Origin of the sequence: Amycolatopsis umgeniensis (assembly GCF_014205155.1) — a bacterium.
Lineage (GTDB): Bacteria > Actinomycetota > Actinomycetes > Mycobacteriales > Pseudonocardiaceae > Amycolatopsis > Amycolatopsis umgeniensis.
In genome coordinates this window covers 5,667,482-5,684,625 of record NZ_JACHMX010000001.1, presented here as the reverse complement: position 1 = coordinate 5,684,625, position 17,144 = coordinate 5,667,482, and the positions used below count along the sequence as shown (strand labels likewise).

Annotated in this window: 13 protein-coding genes; 5 read left to right on the top strand and 8 right to left on the bottom strand. The window is 68.7% G+C overall.

Annotation, left to right across the window (positions count from 1 at the left end):
* Nucleotides 1–22: 22 nt before the first annotated feature.
* On the top strand, nucleotides 23–3,004 hold the full coding sequence (locus HDA45_RS27060; RefSeq protein WP_184899920.1) for a PQQ-dependent sugar dehydrogenase: 2,982 nt from the start codon (nucleotides 23–25) through the stop codon (nucleotides 3,002–3,004).
* Nucleotides 3,005–3,052: 48 nt separating this feature from the next.
* Here the strand turns inward: HDA45_RS27060 and HDA45_RS27055 are convergent, their stop codons facing one another.
* The 5 genes from HDA45_RS27055 to HDA45_RS27035 form a co-directional block, all read right to left on the bottom strand.
* Entirely contained in the window at nucleotides 3,053–3,859 is an 807-nt protein-coding gene (locus HDA45_RS27055) for an ABC transporter permease (protein ID WP_184899918.1), read from the bottom strand.
* A 9-nt stretch (nucleotides 3,860–3,868) separates the two neighbouring features.
* Nucleotides 3,869–4,753 carry an ABC transporter permease gene (locus HDA45_RS27050; RefSeq protein WP_184899916.1) on the bottom strand — a complete coding sequence of 295 codons (885 nt, stop codon included), beginning with the start codon at nucleotides 4,751–4,753 and terminating at the stop codon, nucleotides 3,869–3,871.
* Between the two features lie 81 nt (nucleotides 4,754–4,834).
* Nucleotides 4,835–6,040 (bottom strand): ABC transporter substrate-binding protein, encoded by a 1,206-nt coding sequence (locus HDA45_RS27045; protein ID WP_184899914.1) that lies wholly within the window; start codon nucleotides 6,038–6,040, stop codon nucleotides 4,835–4,837.
* Nucleotides 6,041–6,211: 171 nt separating this feature from the next.
* Nucleotides 6,212–7,330 carry an ATP-binding cassette domain-containing protein gene (locus HDA45_RS27040; RefSeq protein WP_184899912.1) on the bottom strand — a complete coding sequence of 373 codons (1,119 nt, stop codon included), beginning with the start codon at nucleotides 7,328–7,330 and terminating at the stop codon, nucleotides 6,212–6,214.
* Entirely contained in the window at nucleotides 7,327–8,748 is a 1,422-nt protein-coding gene (locus tag HDA45_RS27035) for an aminobutyraldehyde dehydrogenase (protein WP_184899910.1), read from the bottom strand. The genes HDA45_RS27040 and HDA45_RS27035 overlap by 4 nt, the downstream gene beginning before the upstream one ends.
* Before the next feature lie 164 nt (nucleotides 8,749–8,912).
* Here HDA45_RS27035 and HDA45_RS27030 point away from each other — a divergent pair, with 164 nt between their 5' ends.
* Both HDA45_RS27030 and HDA45_RS27025 read left to right on the top strand, forming a co-directional pair.
* Nucleotides 8,913–9,656 (top strand): FadR/GntR family transcriptional regulator, encoded by a 744-nt coding sequence (locus HDA45_RS27030; protein ID WP_184899908.1) that lies wholly within the window; start codon nucleotides 8,913–8,915, stop codon nucleotides 9,654–9,656.
* 32 nt (nucleotides 9,657–9,688) lie between these two features.
* Nucleotides 9,689–10,423, top strand: coding sequence for a PDC sensor domain-containing protein (locus tag HDA45_RS27025; protein ID WP_184899906.1), 735 nt, complete (start codon nucleotides 9,689–9,691; stop codon nucleotides 10,421–10,423).
* A gap of 68 nt (nucleotides 10,424–10,491) precedes the next feature.
* Here HDA45_RS27025 and HDA45_RS27020 read toward each other — a convergent pair whose 3' ends face one another.
* Entirely contained in the window at nucleotides 10,492–11,961 is a 1,470-nt protein-coding gene (locus tag HDA45_RS27020) for a PucR family transcriptional regulator (protein WP_184899903.1), read from the bottom strand.
* A 109-nt stretch (nucleotides 11,962–12,070) separates the two neighbouring features.
* Here HDA45_RS27020 and gabT point away from each other — a divergent pair, with 109 nt between their 5' ends.
* Both gabT and HDA45_RS27010 read left to right on the top strand, forming a co-directional pair.
* The gene (gene gabT / locus HDA45_RS27015; RefSeq protein WP_184899901.1) at nucleotides 12,071–13,402 is read left to right on the top strand and encodes a 4-aminobutyrate--2-oxoglutarate transaminase; all 1,332 of its coding nucleotides are present in this window, start codon (nucleotides 12,071–12,073) and stop codon (nucleotides 13,400–13,402) included.
* Nucleotides 13,399–14,829, top strand: a complete 1,431-nt coding sequence (locus HDA45_RS27010) for an aldehyde dehydrogenase family protein (protein ID WP_184899899.1) — start codon at nucleotides 13,399–13,401, stop codon at nucleotides 14,827–14,829. The genes gabT and HDA45_RS27010 overlap by 4 nt, the downstream gene beginning before the upstream one ends.
* A 55-nt stretch (nucleotides 14,830–14,884) precedes the next feature.
* On the opposite strand, the gene HDA45_RS27005 is transcribed toward HDA45_RS27010, so the two are convergent.
* Together HDA45_RS27005 and HDA45_RS27000 are read right to left on the bottom strand one after the other, a co-directional pair.
* A complete protein-coding gene (locus tag HDA45_RS27005; protein ID WP_184899897.1) occupies nucleotides 14,885–15,646 on the bottom strand; it encodes a helical backbone metal receptor in 762 nt (253 codons plus the stop codon).
* Entirely contained in the window at nucleotides 15,643–17,052 is a 1,410-nt protein-coding gene (locus HDA45_RS27000) for an RNB domain-containing ribonuclease (protein ID WP_184899895.1), read from the bottom strand. Before HDA45_RS27000 ends, HDA45_RS27005 begins: the two co-directional genes overlap by 4 nt.
* Nucleotides 17,053–17,144 lie beyond the last annotated feature (92 nt).

The window sequence follows — 17,144 nt, the reverse complement described above, 5'->3', positions numbered from 1 at the left end:
GTATTCGGAGAAGGAAGGTCCAATGCGGACTCGAAGATCCCTGATCGTCTCCGCGGCCACCACGGCCCTGCTCGGCACCGTGGTGGTCACGGCACCCGCGGCACACGCCGCCCCGGCGTTGCCCGCGGGATTCGCCCTGTTCGACGCCCCCACCGGCCACCAGGCCGGAGATCTCACCGACGCCGCCTACCTCCCGGACGGAAGCGCGCTGAGCACCGGCCGCCTGGGTTCCGTCCACCTGACCCCGCTGGGCGGTCAGCCGACCCAGATCGCCTCACTGCCGGTGTCCACCACCGGCTCGCTCGGCCTCACCGGCATCGCGGTGGCGCCGGACTTCGCCACCAGCCGGGCGGTCTACACCACTCGGGCGGTGCCGTCGGGTTCCTCCGCGGTGTTCCGTCTCAGCAGGTGGAAAGCCGGCGGATCCGACGCCCCCACGTCGTTGACCGAAGAGTCCACGGTCCTCGAGTTCCCGGTCACCTCGGACAGCAAGGGCATCCAGGACGTGGCCGTGGACCCGTCGGGCGCCTCGCTGTGGGTCGCCGTCGGCGACAACGCCGCCGTCCGGTCCCCCGCCGACGCCACGAAGGACAACGTCGACAAGTTCGCGTTGCGCGCCTTGGATCCGGCCCATCCGACGGGCAAGGTCCTCCGAGTCGACCTCACCGGCCGGGGCCTGCCGGAAAACCCGTTCTACGAAGCGGCCTCTCCCCTGTCGTGGAAGAGCCGCAACTACGTGAGCGGGCTGCGTGATCCCCGGATCGCGCTGGACCCGCGCGGCGGTGTGGTCGTCACCGACATCGGCTGGTCGGCCCGTCACGAGGTCGACCTCGCGTTCCCCGGCCAGAACCTGAAATGGCCCTGCTGGGAGGGCACGACCCGGACACCGGGCTATCGCGACACGCCGGAGTGCAAGAATGTCGCGAACGCCGCGCCGCTCGGCGAAACGGTGCACGGAACCGCGGATACGCTCGTCGGTGGTGTTCCTTACACCGGAATTTCCTATCCCGAGGCTTTCCGCGGAATTCATTTCGTGGCCAACAAGGGCGCGCAAACCCTTTCCACTCTGGGTTTCGACGGCGGGGGCACGGTCACCCAGCCCCTCACCACCGTCGCTTCCGCGATCGGTGACGCGGTCTCCGTCCTGACCGCACCCAACGGTGACATCGTGCTGGCCGACGCGGCGGGCGCGAAATTGCGCAGGCTGAGCTACAAACCCGTCAACAAGGCTCCCCGCGCGGCGTTCACCGCGACCACGGATCCGGCCACGCGCACGGTCTCGTTCGACGCGAGCACTTCGGACGATCCGGACCGCGAGGCCCTGAGCTACCAATGGACCTTCGGTGACGGCACCACCGGAACCGGGAAGACCGTGAGCCATCCTTACTCGGCGGGAGATCCGGTGACGGCGACCCTCACGGTCACCGACCCGCACGGTGCCCCGGCGAGCATCAGCCAGACTGTCGTCCCGGCCGAGGCGAGCCCCACCGTCGAACTCCTCCCGCCGTCGCCGACCGTCTTCTCCGCCGGTGAATCGGTCTCGCTCGGTGCCAACGGGGAAGATCCGGGCGACGGACCGCTCACCGTGAACTGGCGCGCGGATCGCGTGCACTGCCCTCGCAACGCCGCTTGTGAGATCACCCAGCTCAAGACCGGCACCGGGCTCACGTTCTCGCTGAGTTTCCCGAACGAGAACGACACTCGCGTCGTGATCACTTCGACGACGGCGAACGGCCGCAACGTCCTCGCCAGCAAGCAGTACACCGCGAATCCGCGACAGGCCCGCTTCTCCGTCGTCGGGAACCACCCGGCCCGGATCAAGATCGGCGCCAACGAGGACGCCGGCCGTCTGGTGACGGTGGGAACGTCGGTGCTGATCACCGCGCCCGCCACCTCGCTCGACGCGGCGAAGTTCGTCAAGTGGGCGGACAACCAGAGCACGGAGCCGATCAGGCAGGTCACCATGCCCGGCGGCGGGCTCGGCCTGCGGGCCGACTACCAGACCCCGATCGAGAAGCGGTACGCCGACGAGGCACCTCTCCGCGCGCTGCTGGGAACTCCGGTGGGGTCGGAACTGATCGAGGGCGACGGGCACTGGCAGCTGTACACGTCGGGCCGTCTCTACTGGACGCCGTTGTACGGCGTGAAGACCGTTTCCGGCGAGATCCTGACCAAGTACGTCACGCTCGGCGCGCACGCCTTCCTGGGGTCGCCGAAGACCGACGAACTGGTGGCCCGCGCGGGCAACGGCCGCTACAACGATTTCACCGGCGGACCGACCACGGGGGACGGCTCGATCTACTGGACTTCCAGCATCGGGGCCATGGCGATCCACGGCGAGATCCGCGCGAAGTGGATGGAGACCGACGCCGAGAACGGACCACTCGGCTTCCCGACCACCGACGAGGTCGGCACCCCGGACGGAGTCGGCCGGGTCAACCACTTCTTCAGGAACAACGCTTCGATCTACTGGACCGCGGCGACCGGCGCGCACTTCTTGAAGGGCCGGATCTGGCAGAAGTGGGGTTCGCTGGGCTGGGAGACGTTCTTCGGCTACCCGACCACCGACGAGATGGCCACCCCGGACGGGGTCGGCCGGTACAACCACTTCAGCACGAACGGTTCGATCTATTGGTCGCCGTCCACGGACGCCTTCGAGATCCACGGAGCGATCCGTGACCGCTACCAGGCACTCGGCTGGCAAGACGGGCTCGGCTACCCCATCACCGACGAGACGTGGGTGCCCGGGAACGGCGGGAAGTACAACCACTTCCGCCAGGGCGGCTTCGATCACTCGATCTATTGGCGCCAAGGCACCAGCGTTGCCTGGGAGGTCAAGGGGTCGATCCGGCTGCGCTGGCGGGACCTCGGCTGGGAGACGTCGTATCTCGGTTTCCCCATCAGCGGCGAGTACAACACCCCGACGGGCAAGCGCAGTGACTTCCAGAACGGCTACATCACCTACAACGCGACGACGGGGGCGATCGAAGACCGCCGGTACTGAGTGACCGGAAACGCCGGTGTGGCTTTCGAGCCACACCGGCGTTTTCTTTTACAGCCGTCCACCCGAAGTGGTGTCACCGGAAAGCCGTTGCGCCAAATAGACCGGGATCGTCGACGCCAGGATCAGGACCGCCGCCACGACGTTGACGATCGGTGCCTGGTTCGGCCGGAACAAGTTGTTCAGGATCCAGATCGGCAAGGTCTCCAGCCCGGTGCCGAGGGTGAAGGTGGTGACGATGATTTCGTCGAACGACAGCGCGAAAGCGAGCAGTCCACCGGCCAGCAGGGCCGAACGCAGCATCGGGAACGTCACCAGCCGGAACGTCGTGAGCCCGTCGGCGCCGAGGTCCATCGACGCCTCTTCGAGGTTGCCGCCCATCCGCCGCAGGCGCGCGACGACGTTGTTGAACACCACCACGATGCAGAACGTCGCGTGCGCGACGATCGCGGTGAACAGGCCGAGGTCGATGCCGAGGATCGTGCGGAAGGCGTTGTTCAGCGCGATACCGGTGACGATGCCGGGCAGCGCGATCGGCAGGATGATCAGCAGCGACACCTGATTGCGGCCGAAGAAGCGGTACTTCTGCAAGGCGAACGCCGCCATCGTGCCCAGTACCAAGGCGATCGCGGTCGCCGCGAGTCCTGCTTGGACACTCGTGCCCAGCGCGTTCAGCGCGCCTTCGTTCTCCGCCGCTCGTCCCCACCACTCGAGGGTGAAGCTCGACGGCGGCCAGCCGAAGGTGGTGTCCGCGTTGAAGGAGTTGAGCAGCACCACCAGCAGCGGGAAGTAGATGACCGCGAGGCCGAGGACCAGCGCCGCCAGCAGCAGGTATTTGGTCGTCCGGGAAAGCCGCATCGCGCGCTCCTACAGGTTGTCCAGCGCGCCCGTGCGGCGCACGGCGGCGAGGTAGGCGAGCATGATCACCACGGGAACGGTCGCGACGGTCGCCGCGAACGGCAGGTTGTTGGCCGCGCCGATGTTGTCGTAGACGACGTTGCCGAGCATCTGCGACGTGCCGCCGACGATCTTCACCGCGATGTAGTCGCCCAGTGACAACGAGAACGTGAAGATCGACCCGGCGACGACGGCCGGGAACGTCACCGGGAGCACCACCGAGCGGAAGGTCCTGAACGGCCGCGCGCCGAGGTCGCCCGAGGCGTCCACCAAGGAGTTCGGCAGCCGCTCGAGTCCCGCGTAGATCGGCAGGATCATGTACGGCAACCACAGATACGAAAGGGTGATCACGGTCGCGAGCACGCCGTAGCCGGGGGTGTCGAGGCCGAACGGGTTCAGCAGCCAGTGCAGGACCCCGTTGCCGGACAACATGCTCCGCCACGCGTAGGCCTTCACCAGGTAACTCGCCCACAGCGGGGTCATCACCGCGATCACCAGGAGCCGTCGTGCCCTCGGCGAGGCGAATTTGGCCATGTAGAAGGCCATCGGGAAGGCGAGGACCGCGGTGATCACGGTGACGAGCGCGGCGATCCCGACCGTCCGGAAGGTGATCGTGCGGTACACCGCGTCGCTGAACAGCATGGCGAAGTTGTCGAGCGACCATTCGGTCACCACCTGGCCGGTGAAGACGTCTGTGTGCCAGAACGCGGTCACGAACAACGCGGCCAGCGCGCCGAGGTATGCGAGGCCGAGCCACAGCGCCGGCGCGGACAGCAGCAGGCCCAGTCGCAGCCTGGGTTTGCGGTACAGGAAGGCGGAGGCTTTCCGCCTCGGCGATTCGAGTGTGGTCGTCATTTTTCCACCTACGGGCGGGGATGGGACCGGGAGCGGCCGGCGTTGGGGGGCACCACCAGCCGCTCCCGGAGTTTCGGGAGGTCAGCCCTTGATCTCGGTCCAGGCGCGCGTCCACTCGCCGTAGTCCTTGCACTTGACGTCGGTGCGGCCGTCGAGGCACTGCGCGATCGGCGTCGTCCAGTACTGGATCTTCGCGGCGTACGCGGCGTCACCGGCGTGGTAGGTGTCGCAGTGCGCCTTCTCCTTGGTTTCGGCGCACGCCTTGGGGTTCGAGGGCGACTCGCCGAAGTACTCGGCGACCTGAGCGTTGGCCTTCGGGCTGACGATGTGGTTCAGCCACTTGTAGGAGCACGTCTTGTGCGGCGACTTCGCCGACACCATCCAGGTGTCCGACCAGCCCGTCGCGCCTTCGGACGGCAGCACGGATTCGACCGGCGCGCCCTCGCTCTTGGTCAGGTTCACCGTCACCTGCCAGGCGGTGCCGACGACGGCGTCGCCACTCTTGAGCGCCTGGCTTTCCTTGAGGTAGTCCGACCAGTACTCCCCCACCATCGGACGCTGCTGCTTGAGCAGTTCGACGGCGGCCTGGAACTGCTTGTCGTCCAAGGCGTACGGGTTCTTGATGCCGAGTTCGGGCTTGTGCGTCTGGAGGTACAGCGCGGCGTCGGCGATGTAGATCGGCGAGTCGTAGGCGGAGATCTTGCCCTTGTACGGGCTGTTCGCGTCGAACATCACCGACCACGACGTCGGCGCCGGGGTCACCTTGTCGGTCCGCCAGGTGAGCAGGTTCGCGCCCCAGCCGTGCGGCACGCCGTAGGCCACGTTGTTCACGCTGTTCCACGGGCGGTTCTTGAGGAAGTCGAAGACGTCCGCGTAGTTCGGCACGAGCGCGGTGTTCACCGGTTCGACGTCGCCGGAGGCGATGAGCCGCAACGAAGCGTCACCGGAGGCGGAGATGACGTCGTACTGTCCGGTCTTCATCAGGCTCACGGCCTCGTCGGAGGTGCCGAACGCCTTGACGTTGACCTTGCAGCCGGTCTCCTTCTCGAAGCCGGTGACCCAGTCGACGGCCGGGTCGTTGGAGCCGTTCTCCGCGTAGCCCGGCCAGGCGAGCACGTTGACCTGGCCTTCCGGCTGACCGAGCTGGGCGAGGGCGTCGAGTTTCGGCGGGGTGAAGCCCTGTCCGCCGGGCGCGGCGGCGGTCGAATCGGATCCGGAGGTTCCGCAGGCGGCCACGAGCAGCCCGGCGCCGAGCAGCCCGGCGAGCGCGAGTTTCCTGTTCTTCATTGAACAACCTTTCGGTGCTGGGAGGGCTACTTGAGGGGTGAGGCAGAGGCGTCGGGTCGCTGGGTGTCGGTTTCGGGTGTCGCGAAGGCCACTTTCGGGACGTCTGATGTCCCGAAAGTGGCTTTCGCGACATCAAGGTGGCGGTGAGGTGGGTCGTGAGCAGGCGCGTCGCTAACCGGCTTCGGGGACGCGGAAACTGTGTTCGTGCCGCCAGCTCAGGCGGACGCGGCCGCCCTCGAAGTCCGCGGGCTCGGCGGTGTTCTGCCGGACCACGGAGAGCTGGCCACCGGCGTCGAGCGTGACCTCGTAACGCACGGTCGCGCCGGCGTAGACGGTGTCGGTGACCGTGCCGGTCGCGCTGGTCTCGCCGACCGCCGCGGAGTTCGAGAGATCGGCGTCGATGCGGATCTTTTCGGGGCGGATGCTGAAGACACCGGGTTTGCCGATGATGTTTTCGGCGCCGCCCCCGCTGAGCAGATTCGAGGTGCCGACGAATCCGGCGACGAACGCCGACGCGGGCCGTTCGTACACCTCGACCGGCGAGCCGACCTGTTCGATGCGGCCTTCGTTGAACACCGCGATGCGGTCGCTCATCGTCAACGCCTCGTCCTGGTCGTGGGTGACGAAGATGAAGGTGATGCCGACGTCGCGCTGGATCTGCTTGAGCTCGGTCTGCATGGTGTGGCGCAGTTTCAGGTCGAGCGCGCCGAGCGGTTCGTCGAGCAGGAGCACCTTCGGCCGGTTGACCAGGGCCCTGGCGAGGGCGACCCGTTGACGCTGGCCGCCGGAGAGCTGGTCGGGTTTGCGCTCGCCGAACTCGCCGAGTCTCACCGTGTCGAGGGCTTCCTTCGCACGCTGACGCCGCTCCGCGCGGGGGACGCGTTTCACCCGAAGGCCGTACTCGACGTTCTGGCGCACCGTCATATGCGGGAAGAGCGCGTAGTCCTGGAAGACCGTGTTGACGTCGCGGTCGAACGGCGCGAGACGGCTGACGTCGCGGCCGTGGAGTTCGATCGTGCCCGCCGTCGGCAGTTCGAAGCCGGCGATCATGCGGAGCACGGTCGTCTTGCCGGAACCGGACGGGCCGAGCATCGAGAAGAACTCGCCGGGCGGGATGTCGAGGTCGACGCCGTCGACCGCGTGGACCTGGCCGAACTCCTTGCGCAGCCCGCGCAGCCGGATGGCGGGCTCACCACCGCCACCGGAGGCGATAGCAAAGGTCCCTTGCTCCCCCTCGGCGGAGGCGGTGGGCGCTTGATGAGGCATGGCGTGCCTTTCGGTGGTCGTCACAACGCGCTCATCACGTGCTTGACGCGGGTGTAGTCCTCGAGGCCGTAGAGCGAGAGGTCCTTGCCGTAGCCGGACTTCTTGAAGCCGCCATGCGGCATTTCGGCGACCAGCGGGATATGCGTGTTGATCCACACGCAGCCGAAATCGAGCTTCCCGGCCAGCCGCATCGCCCGCTGGTGGTCGGTGGTCCACACCGAGGACGCGAGCGCGTAGTCGACGCCGTTGGCCGCGGCGAGCGCTTCGGCTTCGGAGCCGAACCGCTGGACGGTGATGACCGGGCCGAAGACCTCCGTCTGGCTGATCTCGTCGTCCTGACGGACACCGGAGATCACCGTCGGCGCGTAGAAGTAACCCTCGTCCCCATACCTTTTACCTCCACAGTGGACTGTCGCGTGCGAGGGAAGCCGATCGACGAAACCAGCGACCCTTTCGAGTTGCGCGGCGTTGTTGAGCGGCCCGTAGCTGACCGACTTGTCGTCGGGTTTGCCGGTGGTGGTCGCCCGCGCCTGCCTGATGAGCGCCTCGACGAACGCGTCGTGGACCTCGCCGTCGACCAGGACGCGGGTCGCCGCGGTGCAGTCCTGGCCCGCGTTGAAGTATCCGGCGGCGGCGATGCCTTCCGCGGCCGCTTCGATGTCTGCGTCGGCGAAGACCACTACGGGCGCTTTACCGCCGAGCTCGAGATGTACGCGCTTCACGTCCTTCGCCGCCGAGGCGGCGACTTCGATCCCGGCGCGCACGGAGCCGGTGATGGACACCATCGCGGGGATCTCGTGCTCGACGAGCGCTCGTCCGGTGTCGCGGTCGCCGCAGATCACGTTGAGCACACCGGGCGGCAGGAATTCGGCGCAGATCTCGGCGAAGAGCAGGGTCGACGCGGGTGTCGTGTCGGCCGGTTTGAGCACCACGGTGTTCCCCGCGGCGAGCGCGGGAGCGATCTTCCAGACCGCCATGAGGAGCGGGTAGTTCCACGGCGTAACCTGCGCGCACACGCCGATCGGTTCTCGGCGGACGAAAGAGGTATGCCCTTCCATGTACTCGCCCGCCGACCGTCCTTCCAGGACACGCGCGGCACCCGCGAAGAACCGCAACTGGTCGACGATCATCGGCAGTTCTTCGGTCGCGGTCAGCGCGATCGGCTTGCCGGTGTTCGCCGATTCGACGAGCACGAGGCCTTCGGCGCGCGCTTCGACGGCGTCGGCGATTTTCAGCAACGCGAGCTGTCTCCGCGCGGGCGTGGTCTCTCGCCATTCTTCGAAGGCGGCGGCCGCGACCTTCAGCGCGCGGTCGACGTCCTCGGGTCCCGCGACGGAGGCGGTGCGATACGGGCGGCCGGTGACGGGATCGACGATGTCGGCGACCTCGCCCGACGCGGATCCGGTGTACTCACCGCCGATGAAGTGCTTCAACTGCTGCACGAGAGCTCCTGGCTACTGGGCCTGGGGGCGTGAGGCGATAGCAAAGGTCCCTTGCTCCCTTGTGGGGCGACGAGGGAGCTAAAACATATAAGTCCAGATGTTAAATGACAAGACGATGGGGCAAGATTGGTTCCATCGGGTAGCGGTACGGGCGAAAGGCCACCATGCGTAAGGGGATGTCGCACAGCGCGCGGTCAGCGATGTTCGCGCCACTCGACCAGATCGGCCGGGCGGAAGCGGTCACCGCGAGGCTGGTCGACGCCATCACGCTCGGACTGCTGGCCGACTCGGAACAGCTGCCGAGCGAAGCCGAACTGGCCGCTCAGTTCGGCGTCTCCACCGTGACGGTTCGCGAAGCGCTCGTGGCCCTGCGACAGCAAGGGCTCGTCGAGACGCGACGCGGCCGAGGCGGCGGAAGCTTTGTGAAGACGCCTGTGGATCCTTCGGCTGCTTCATGGCGAGAACGCCTTCGCACGGTTTCGCTGTCGGATCTGCGCGACGTCGGCGACCACTATCTCGCCATCGCCGGCGCCGCCGCCAAACTCGCCGCCGAGCGGAGTTCGCCCGAGGACATCGAGCGGCTCGAGCTGGCGACAGAGGACATCCGCGTCGCGACCGGCGCGGAGGCCTCGCGCGCCGAGCGTCAGTTCCACCTCGAAGTCGCCGCGGCCGCGCAGTCGCCGCGACTGACCAGGGAAGAAGTGCAGTTGCAGAGTGAGCGAGGCGGGCTGCTGTGGCTGCCGCTCGAGCCGCACGGCACCCGGGAGAACGCCTACGCCGAACACCGCGCGATCACCGCCGCCATCGCCTTGGGCGACGGTGAGCTGGCCAGGAAGCTCACCGAGGAGCACATCCTCGAAGCGATAGACCGGCTGGCGGACGTGCATTTAGACCTTCTGGCCCCTTAAGCTGCGGCATCCGCGCATCCGAGGTGAGCATCGTGAACGACACACCGTCCGCCGGTTCCGAGGTCGTCGAACAGGTATCCGCCCTCGTCGAGGACGTCTTCGGCAGACTGAAGCCGGTTCTGTCCGGCGCCGAGGGGCTCATGGCCGCTTCCGCCGATGCCACCGCCGACGATCTGACCAGACTCCGTCCGCAGGTCTTCGACGTCCTCGGCGGCCTGGTCGTCGGCGCGGGGTTCATCAGCGCGCCGAACGCGCTGGCCGATCAGGAATTCGGCTTCGAATGGTGGACCGAGACCGGAGACGCCGAGCCCGCCCAGCTGGTCATCAGTCTCGATCCCGACAGCGACAACTTCCTCGACTACACCCGGCAATCGTGGTTCACCGTCCCGCGTGACACCGGCCGCCGCCATATCAACGGCCCGTACGTCGACTACCTCTGCACCGACGAGTACACGCTGACCTTCACCGTTCCCGTCCAGCGGAGCGGAACGTTCACGGGAGTCGTCGGCGCGGACATCTACGTGCGCGAGGTCGAGCGTCTGCTGCAGCCGAAACTGCGCGCGCTCGGCGGCCGCGCGGCGCTGGTCAACGCCCAGGGCCGGGTGATCGTGTCGAACAACGCGCGCCAGGCCACCGGTTCGCTGGTGCGCGACGTCGACGTCCCGGCGTGGTGGTCGTCCGGCGCGGAACCGGTCACCACCGAGAACGGCACCACGCTGCGGCGATGCGGGGACTCCCCGATCGCGCTGGTCCGGTCCGAGCGCTGAAGGACGCTTTCCCGCATGCGACGCGGTGAAGGGCGCTTTCCCCCCATCAGATGCGGGGATGGCGTCCTTCAGCGCCCGGCGACCTGCAGCGCGAGCCAGAATTCGGCGCGCACACCGGGGGAATCGAGGTCACGGCCGGTCAGTTCGGCGACCTTGCGTACGCGGTTGCGCAGGGTGTGCCGGTGCACGCCGAGCCGCGCGGACGCCAGATCCCAATGACCGTGGTGTTCGAGCCAGCAGGTCAGTGAGGCGACCAGTTCGCCCCGGCCGGTTTCGTCATGGTGCCGCAGCGGTGCCAGCAAGCTGTCCGAAAACGCTTGCGCCGCTTGGGAATCGACCAACTCCAGGAAGCCGCGCCCGGCATGTTCGGCGAACCGGACCAGCGACGCCCGCTCGGCCTTCGCCGCTTCCGCCGCCTGCGTGGCCTGACGGAGCCCGGCCGGGAAATCCACTGTGGACACCGGATCGGAGAGCCCGGCGTGCAGCCCGCCGATCCGGGAAGCCAGCCGGGCGGCCGCCTCCACGTCGCCGAGCGCGACCAGAAAAGCCCCGGATTCACCGAAGAAGACCTTTTCACCGGGGACTTCGGCGTCGAGCGCGTCCGCGAGCGACCGGCGGGCGACGGCCGGACCGGTGACGGCGAGGACCGGCCACGGTGGTTCCGGGACCCCGCCCCAGAGCGTCTTCATCGTCCGGGTGGCGAGTTCGGCGTGTCCCTCGGCGAGCAGTTCGCACAGCCCCGACCTCAGCTGCCGGAGCGCGACGACGTGTTCCCGATTCTGTTCCAGCGCGAGGGAAAGCAACGACACGGCGGTGTTGACGATGTGCTGCCCCGCGGCGTCGAGTGGCCCACGGGTCCCGACGACGAGCACGCCACGCGCCCGGGTGTCGAGTGTCTGCAGCACCACCTCGTCCTCCCCCACCGTCGTCACGAGCGTGCCCGCACGCAGGCGCGCGAGGTCTTCTCGCACGTAATCGAGGGAGTCACGAGCGGAGGCGGGTGCCGCTTCGGTGACCCGGCCCGCCGAATCGAGCAGGAGCACCCAGCCGTCGACCAGCTTCGCCAGTTTGCGGACGACCCCACCGGGACCACCCTTGCCGACGGCGGTCCTGGTGAGTTCCTGCTGCCCCTTGCCGGTGCGTACGAGCGAGGCGTACTCGTCGGCCGCGACAGCCCGGGAGACGGCGCGCGTGATCGCGATGAACGGCGTCTTCCTCGGCACTTCGAAAACCGGGAGCCCGACCTCTTCGGCGGTGTCCACAAGGGACTGAGGGACACTCTCGTGACTGAGGCCGACACCGAAACCGAGCCCGGCGACACCCGCGTCGACAAGTCGCCGGACGTACTCCGGCGCCGTGCTCTCGTCGAGCGAGAGGCCCGTGGTCAGCAGCAGTTCGCCGCCTTCGAGGAAGGCCTGCGGATCGGTCAGTTCGGTGGGGTGGACCCAGCCGATCGGCCGGTCGAGCCCGGCCTCGGCCGCACGCACGCGCAGGCCGAGCGGGCGTTCGGCCGCGAGGGCGCGGAGCGTCAGTGCCATGTTGTCCAATTCTACGCCTCGATATCGACAAGATGTCGAGCTGACGCCGCTCGTCCGGGCTCTCATCCTGGAGGGCGACCCCGTCCCTCGCGTCCGCAGGAGTTTGGCCGTGACCGCCACCACCGAAACACAGCGCAGGCTGCGCACCGAGATCCCCGGCCCCGCCTCGCGAGCGCTGCAGGAACGTCGCGCCGGCGTCGTCGCCGCGGGCGTGAGTTCGGTGCTGCCCGTCTACATCACCTCGGCCGAGGGCGGCCTGCTCACCGACGCCGACGGCAACGTCCTGATCGACTTCGGTTCCGGCATCGCGGTGACGAACGTCGGCCACGCCGCCCCCGCCGTCGTGAACCGCGTCCGCGAGCAGGTGGGCCTGTTCACGCACACGTGTTTCATGGTCACGCCGTACGAGGGGTACGTCGAGGTGTGCGAAGCCCTCGACAAGCTGACGCCGGGAACCCACGAGAAGCGTTCGGTGCTGTTCAACTCCGGCGCCGAGGCCGTCGAGAACGCGGTGAAGATCGCCCGCGCCGCGACCGGCCGCCAGGCGGTCGTCGTGTTCGACCACGCCTACCACGGCCGCACCAACCTGACGATGGCGCTGACCGCGAAGTCCATCCCCTACAAGCACGGTTTCGGCCCGTTCGCGCCCGAGGTCTACCGGGTGCCGGGGTCGTACCCGTACCGCGACGGCCTGTCCGGCCCCGAAGCGGCGCGGATCGCCATCGATCGCATCGAGAAGCAGATCGGCGGCGACCAGGTCGCGGCCGTCGTGCTGGAGCCGGTGCAGGGTGAGGGCGGGTTCATCGAGCCCGCGGCCGGTTTCCTGCCCGCGCTTTCCCGCTGGTGCACCGAGAACGGCGTCGTGTTCGTCGCCGACGAGGTGCAGACCGGCTTCTGCCGCACCGGCGAGTGGTTCGCGTCCACGCACGAGGAGGTCGTGCCGGATCTGATCGCCACCGCCAAGGGCATCGCGGGCGGACTGCCCCTGGCAGCCGTCACCGGCCGCGCGGAACTGCTCGACGCCGTCCCGCCCGGCGGACTCGGCGGAACCTACGGCGGTAACCCGATCGCGTGTGCCGCGGCGCTCGGCTCGATCGAGGTCATGCGGCAGGAGAACCTCGCGGCGTCGGCGAAGCGCATCGAGAACACGGTGTTGCCGCGGCTGCGGGCACTGGCCGAGGAGACCGGCGTGATCGGCGACGTCCGCGGCCGCGGCGCGATGCTGGCCGCCGAGTTCGTGAAGCCGGGCACCACCGAACCCGACGCCGACCTCACCAAGCGGATCGCGCAGGCGTGCCACCAGGCCGGCGTCGTCGTGCTCACCTGCGGCACCTACGGGAACGTCGTCCGACTGCTGCCGCCGCTTTCCCTGTCCACCGAACTGCTCGACGAGGGCCTCTCGGTCCTGGAGCACGCTGTCCGTACGGAGGCCGTCAAGTGAGCACCTTTCCTTTCTGGGTAGCCGGAAAGCCCGTCACCGGCGGCGAGACCGTCGTCGTCCGTCACTCCTTCGACGGCAGTGAGGCGGGCTCGCACCACGTTCCGTCCACTTCGGACATCGAGACCGCGGTCCAGGCCGCGCACGACGTCTCCGGCGAATTCGCGACGCTGCCCGCGCACGTCCGGGCGGGCGCGTTGGACCACGTGTCCCGAGTTCTGGGTGAGCGGTCCGAAGAGATCGCTCAGCTGATCACCGCCGAGTCGGGCAAGCCGCTGAAGTGGTCGCGCGGCGAGGTCGGCCGGGCGGCGTCGACGTTCCGCTGGGCCGCCGAGGAGGCCCGCCGGTTCTCCGGCGACCTGCAGCGACTCGACACCGACCCGGGCGGCACCGGACGGCTCGCGCTGGTGCGCCGCGTGCCGAAGGGGCCGGTGCTGGGCATCACGCCGTTCAACTTCCCGCTGAACCTGGTGGCGCACAAGGTCGCGCCCGCGATCGCGGTCGGCGCGCCGATCGTGCTCAAGCCCGCGCCCGCGACGCCGCTGACCGCGCTGCTGCTCGGCGAGATCCTCGCCGAGACCGGCCTGCCCGCCGGCAGCTGGTCGATCCTCCCGGTGAGCAACGAGGAATCGGCGAAACTGGTCTCGGATCCGCGGCTGCCGGTCGTGTCGTTCACCGGTTCCGTGCCGGTGGGCTGGGGCATCCGCGACAGCGTGCCGCGCAAGCACGTCGCGCTCGAACTCGGCGGCAACGCGGCGGTGCTCGTCTGTCCCGATTGGACGGATCTGGACTTCGCGGCGCAGCGGATCGCGACGTTCGCGATGTACCAGGCCGGACAGTCGTGCATCTCGGTGCAGCGCGTGTACGCGCACGCCGACGTCTACGAGGAGCTTCAGGCGAAGGTCCTGGAGCAGGTGCGCGCGCTCGGGACCGGCAACCCGCGGACGGACGGCGTGGACGTCGGCCCGCTGATCAACGCCGCCGCCGCTTCCCGGGTGGAATCGTGGATCACCGCCGCGGTCGACGCGGGCGGCGAACTGCTGACCGGTGGCAAGCGCGACGGCGCGACCGTCGAGCCGACCGTGCTCGCGAACGTGCCGGAGGACGCGTCGGTGATGGCCGACGAGGTCTTCGGCCCGGTCGTGTCGATCACGCGGGTGGAGTCGGTGGACGACGGCGTGCGCCGGATCAACGACTCGCGCTTCGGGCTGCAGGCGGGCGTGTTCACCCGCGATCTGCCGACGGCTTTCGACGTGTCCGCGAAGCTGCGCGTCGGCGGGGTGCTCGTCGGCGACGTGCCGAGCTTCCGGGCCGATCAGATGCCCTACGGCGGTGTGAAGGACTCCGGCGTCGGCCGCGAGGGCCCGGCGTCGGCGATGGCCGACTTCACCGAGGAACGCGTCACCGTCCTCACCGGCCTGACCCTCTGACCCTCCCCGCGTTTAGTCCTCTGGATGCGCTGGTTCGTGGCGCGAACTACCGCATTCAGAGGACTAAACGCGTGAGGTGGGCGTGGGCCTCGACGAGTGAGGGGCCGTACCAGGTGAGGTGGCGTCCTGAGACCAGGACGTACTTCGCGCCGGGGAACGCTTCAGGGCCGTCGTCGGCGGTGAACTCGTAAGGCTCGTCGGGCAGGACGAGCAGGTTCGCCTCTTCGCTCGCGAAGCGCGCTTGGAGCTCTTCGAGCTTCGGGCGCGGGTAGCGCTCTTCGTCGTCCTTGTAGACGTTGCCGATTCCGACGCGATGCAGGACGTCGCCGCCGAAGGTGTCCCGGCCGAGCACGATCCACGGTTTCCGCCAGACCGGCACGACCGCCCGGAACCGCTCCGGCAGGGTCTCCCGCCACACCTCTTCGGCCTCGACCAGCCAATCCGGCTCGGTGAGGTCGTAGGCCTGCGTCAGGATCCGCCGGATCGAGGCGAGCGCGCCGGGCACGGTCGCCGACGCCTCCATCACCCAGACCGCGATCCCGTTGGCACGCAGGCGTTCCACGTCCTCCGGCCGGTTCTCCTCGGAGTTGGCCAGCACCAGATCCGGAGCGAGTTCGAGCACTTTGTCCACGTTCGGGTACTTCGAGCCCCCTACCCTCGGGACGTCCAGATCGACCGGATGGGTGCAGTAGTCCGTGGCGCCCGCGAGCCTCCCCGGCGCGCTCACCTCGACGGCCTCGGTCAGCGACGGGACGAGCGAAACCACCCGCGCCGCCGGACCGCGCAGCGGGACCACTTCACCGAGATCGTCGATCATGCCCGCTCGAACGACAGTTTCCGCTTGTCGACGTCCACCGCGGTGAGCCGGACGCGGATCCGCTCGCCTTCGGGCAGCTTCTCGCCGGTGCACTTGGACATCACCGGCGGATCCTCGACCAGGATCTCGGCCTTGGTCTCCTCCGCGCGCAGGACGATCGCGCCGAACTCGCCGCCGATGTGCTCGGCCATCACCCAGACCTCGACCTGGTCGATACAGGCCCGTTCGACCTTGGCCGCCAGCGTGTCGGACGCGGTCATCTGCTCCGGCACCTCCGAAAGCGCCGCGCGGACCCACGCGGGCACTTCGCGCCCGGCGCTCACGGCGAGGCAGATCTCGGTGGCGAACCGGTCGACCAGCCGCCGGATCGGGGCGGTGACGTGGGCGTACGCGCCGCCTATCCCGGCGTGTGTGGTCAAGGCGGGCAGTTCACCGTCGAACGCGGTGTACCCGGCGCCGCGCAAAAGCCTTGTGGTGTCGGCGAAAAGCGCCATGGAGGCGGGCTGGCCCGGATCCAGCGCGGCCAGGAACTCCGACACGCTCTTGCCCTCGGGCCAGTCGATGTTCAGCGCGTGCGCGGATCGGCCCAGCCACTCGACCGCCTCGGCGTCGGGTGGGGGCAACGTCCGCAGGACGCCGATCTTGGCGTCGATCATGATCTTCGCCGCCGCCATCCCGGTGAGCAGCGAGATCTCGGCGTTCCACGCGTCGACGTCGTTGCGCGGCCGCTGGATCAGCGCCCAGCCGCCGTCGGGATCCCCGCTGATCTCCTGCTCCGGCAACTGGAGTTCGACCGCGCCGCGCCGGATCGCGAGCTCGCGGCGCAGGCGGCCCAGCTCCGGCAGCGCGGCGACCGACGGATGCGGGTTCCCCGCGTCGATCGAAGCCTGGACGGTCTCGTAGTCGAACTGTTCGGTGGAGCGGACCAGCGCCCGGCGGACGTTGGTCGCCGTCGGCTCACCGCCCGCGTCGACGTCGATGGTCCACAGCACGGCGGGCCGGGTTTCCCCCGGCAGCAGGCTCGCCGCGCCTTCGGACAGCACCGGCGGATGCAGCGGGACGTTGCCGTCGGGCAGGTAGAGCGTCTGCCCCCGGCGCCGCGCCTCCTTGTCGAGCGCGCCACCCGGCGGGATGAACGCGGCCAGATCGGCGATCGCGTAGTGGACCCGGAACCCGCCGCCCTCGACGCGCTCGATCAGCACCGCCTGGTCGAGATCCTTGGAACCCGGCGGATCGATGGTGACGAAGGGCAGACCGGTGGCGTCCTCGCGTCCCCCCGCCGACTCGAGCGGGTCGACGACCGCCGCCTCCGCCTCGGCGAGCACGTCGGGCCCGAACGACTCCGGCAGCGAGAACTCGGCTCGCAGGCGACCGAAGTCCCCTCCGGCCGTGTGTGTCCTGATCACGAGTGGAGGCACCACCCAACCCTATCCCGAGTCGGCCCCGTTGATCGCCCGTTCGGGTGCGGGCCAGTCGGGTGTACGTTACGGCCGAAATG

Excerpts from the sequence above, each read along its gene's own strand:
- HDA45_RS27005 (WP_184899897.1), bottom strand. The coding sequence starts at position 15,646 with ATGATCGACGATCTCGGTGAAGTGGTCCCGCTGCGCGGTCCGGCGGCG.
- HDA45_RS27030 (WP_184899908.1), top strand. The coding sequence starts at position 8,913 with ATGCGTAAGGGGATGTCGCACAGCGCGCGGTCAGCGATGTTCGCGCCA.
- HDA45_RS27060 (WP_184899920.1), top strand. The coding sequence starts at position 23 with ATGCGGACTCGAAGATCCCTGATCGTCTCCGCGGCCACCACGGCCCTG.
- HDA45_RS27020 (WP_184899903.1), bottom strand. The coding sequence starts at position 11,961 with ATGGCACTGACGCTCCGCGCCCTCGCGGCCGAACGCCCGCTCGGCCTG.
- HDA45_RS27055 (WP_184899918.1), bottom strand. The coding sequence starts at position 3,859 with ATGCGGCTTTCCCGGACGACCAAATACCTGCTGCTGGCGGCGCTGGTC.
- HDA45_RS27050 (WP_184899916.1), bottom strand. The coding sequence starts at position 4,753 with ATGACGACCACACTCGAATCGCCGAGGCGGAAAGCCTCCGCCTTCCTG.
- HDA45_RS27045 (WP_184899914.1), bottom strand. The coding sequence starts at position 6,040 with ATGAAGAACAGGAAACTCGCGCTCGCCGGGCTGCTCGGCGCCGGGCTG.